The organism is Aurantimicrobium sp., from assembly GCF_036667855.1.
GTDB lineage: Bacteria > Actinomycetota > Actinomycetes > Actinomycetales > Microbacteriaceae > Aurantimicrobium.
Genome location: NZ_JAVWTF010000100.1, coordinates 1 through 2,545, shown reverse-complemented (window position 1 = coordinate 2,545; position 2,545 = coordinate 1). Strand labels below are relative to the sequence as shown.

The 2,545-nt window shown below is 56.5% G+C and carries 2 protein-coding genes, 1 pseudogene and 1 riboswitch; all 3 genes and pseudogenes read left to right on the top strand.

Features of this window, described 5'->3' with window-relative positions; translation table 11 throughout:
- Positions 1 to 407: pseudogene (locus RR877_RS10375) on the top strand (amino acid transporter); the annotation flags it as partial.
- 191 nt (positions 408 to 598) lie between these two features.
- Positions 599 to 690: riboswitch (glycine riboswitch) on the top strand.
- A gap of 132 nt (positions 691 to 822) precedes the next feature.
- Positions 823 to 1,962, top strand: coding sequence for a glycine cleavage system aminomethyltransferase GcvT (gene gcvT, locus RR877_RS10370; RefSeq protein ID WP_280804796.1), 1,140 nt, complete (start codon positions 823 to 825; stop codon positions 1,960 to 1,962).
- 2 nt (positions 1,963 to 1,964) lie between these two features.
- Positions 1,965 to 2,336, top strand: coding sequence for a glycine cleavage system protein GcvH (gene gcvH / locus RR877_RS10365; RefSeq protein ID WP_110234023.1), 372 nt, complete (start codon positions 1,965 to 1,967; stop codon positions 2,334 to 2,336).
- The last annotated feature ends 209 nt before the right edge of the window (positions 2,337 to 2,545 follow it).

The window sequence follows — 2,545 nt, the reverse complement described above, 5'->3', positions numbered from 1 at the left end:
ATCTGGTCTTCACCCTCGTGAGCCCAGACCTGTTGGCAGCATTGATCGGTGCTCTCGGTCTGTTGATTGCGGTCTACTACGGTCTGACTGGGTTCGCGGCGACGTGGTTCTTCCGCAAGACCTTATTCACCAACGCACGAAACTTCTTCATGCGTGGTCTGATTCCATTCCTCGGTGGAGCAACGATGGCTGTTGTCTTCGTTTACGGTTTGCAGCAGTTCTTGCTGCCTGACTGGCTGGTCGATGAAGCCGGCAACAACGTCACCATCTTTGGTGCCGGAGCTGTCGGTGTTGTTGGTCTGATGTCCATCGCTGTTGGAGCATTCCTCATGATCTGGTGGAACGTGGTCAACAGTGAGTATTTCAAGGGCAAGACCCTCGAAAAGCGCGCTCATACCGCCGATTAAATCCTTCCAATTGGGTTGGCAAGAATCCCCACCTCGTCTGAGGTGGGGATTCTTCATTGCTGGGCACATGACAGACCTTCAACCCTGACTTGAAGTGACTTGTCTGATTCCTTCCGCTCACGCTAGAAAACATGCGTGACAAGGGGCATCTCGCCCATAGACTTGACCTACTAACTGAATATCGAGGTCTAGCGATCGATGCGGGAGAGTTCACTTTCGAGGTGAACACCGAAGGAGCAATCCTCCCCGACAATCTCTCAGGTACGCGTACCGCATCGGACGGACCACTCTGAAAAGAAGATGTTGAACAAAACATCTCGCCCACGGTGAAAGCTGCTACGGCAGTGAAGCTCTCAGGCACCAATGACAGAGGGGGAGTTCCCACTCAAAAGGTTTTTGACCGAAGGAGAACTCAATGTCTGACTCACCTCGATACTCACCGCTGCACGCCGTGCACGAATCACTCGGTGCCAGCTTCACCGACTTCGCGGGCTTCATGATGCCCGTTCGCTATGACAGCGACCTGGCTGAGCACCACGCCGTGCGCACTGCTGCCGGTATTTTCGATATCTCCCACATGGCTGAGATCTCCGTCACCGGCCCAGAAGCTGGTGCATTCCTGGACTACGCACTCGCTGGCAAACTCTCTGCCATCAACATTGGCCAGGCTAAGTACTCTCTTCTGCTCAACGAAGCAGGTGGCATCATTGATGACCTCGTGGTCTACCGCCTCGGTGAGCAGCACTGGTTGGTTGTGGCCAATGCAGGTAACCGTTTCCCTGCCGTTGAGGCACTGAACCACCGCACCACAGGTTTTGATGTCAACGTCAAGGACGAAAGCGACGCCACTGCGCTTATTGCCGTGCAGGGACCCAACGCTCTCGACATTCTCAAGCACACCGTCGGTCTCGAGCTCGCAGCTGAAGCTGCTGAGCGTCCCGAGCCCACCCTTGAGTCCCTCAAGTACTACTGGTCTCTTCCTGCTACGTTCCTGGGCAACCCTATGCTGATCGGTCGTACCGGCTACACCGGTGAAGACGGCTTTGAGCTCTATGTCGATGTACAGCACGCAGCAGTTCTTTGGAACGCATTGATGGCTGCCGGTGAAAGCCGTGGACTGGTACCCACCGGTCTGGCATGCCGTGACACTCTCCGCCTCGAGGCCGGTATGCCTCTCTATGGTCACGAGCTCAACCTCACCACCGCTCCTGTTCAGGCAGGCCTGGGCAAGGTTGTTGCCCTGTCCAAGGAAGGCGACTTCGTCGGACGCGCAGCATCTGAGAAGGGCGTCTCTGCAGATGCTCCCGTTCTGGTGGGTCTCGTCGGCGAAGGCAAGCGTGCTGCTCGTGCTGACTATGAGGTCTACTCCGGTGAGAACAAGGTGGGTGTGGTCACCTCCGGTGCCCTGTCACCCACCCTTGAATACCCCATTGCCATGGCATTTGTTGATCCTTCAGTCTCTGAGCTTGGCACCATCGTGGATGTCGACATCCGCGGCACTCGTCTTCCCTATACCGTTACCGCTTTACCCTTCTACAGCAGAAAGAAGAACTAACCATGGCTAACCCCACCAACCTGAAGTACACCGAAGAACACGAGTGGCTGCTTGTCGACGGCGACAGCGCAACAGTGGGCATCACCGCTTACGCCGCCGAAAAGCTCGGCGACGTTGTGTATGTTGAGCTGCCCAAGGTCGGCGCCTCCATCACCGCGGGCACCGTTGTTGGCGAGATCGAGTCCACCAAGAGCGTGGGCGAACTTTACGCTCCCGTCACCGGAACTGTCACCGAGGTCAACGACGCAGTTGTCTCCAGCCCTGAGCTCGTCAACGAAGACCCCTTCGGCGCTGGCTGGCTCATCAAGGTGAGCTTCGCTGACGTTCCCGCGCTGCTGGACGCTGACGCTTACACCGCACTCACGGGCGAATAGTTCACCCAGAACTCTCGTCGCTGCCCTGGCAGCACCTGTTCTATCTTTTGTAATGCCCTCAACCTGTCAAGGAATTTTGAATGTCGAACGCGTTCGTCAACCGCCACATCGGAACTGACTCTGCTGCACAAGCCCAGATGCTGAAGCACCTGGGCTATGACAGCATCGAGCACCTCATCGATGCTGCCATCCCTGAGTCGATTCACGTC

What these genes read in the sequence shown, in the direction of transcription:
- gcvH (WP_110234023.1), top strand. Translation starts at nt 1,965, where the DNA reads ATGGCTAACCCCACCAACCTGAAGTACACCGAAGAACACGAGTGGCTG.
- gcvT (WP_280804796.1), top strand. Translation starts at nt 823, where the DNA reads ATGTCTGACTCACCTCGATACTCACCGCTGCACGCCGTGCACGAATCA.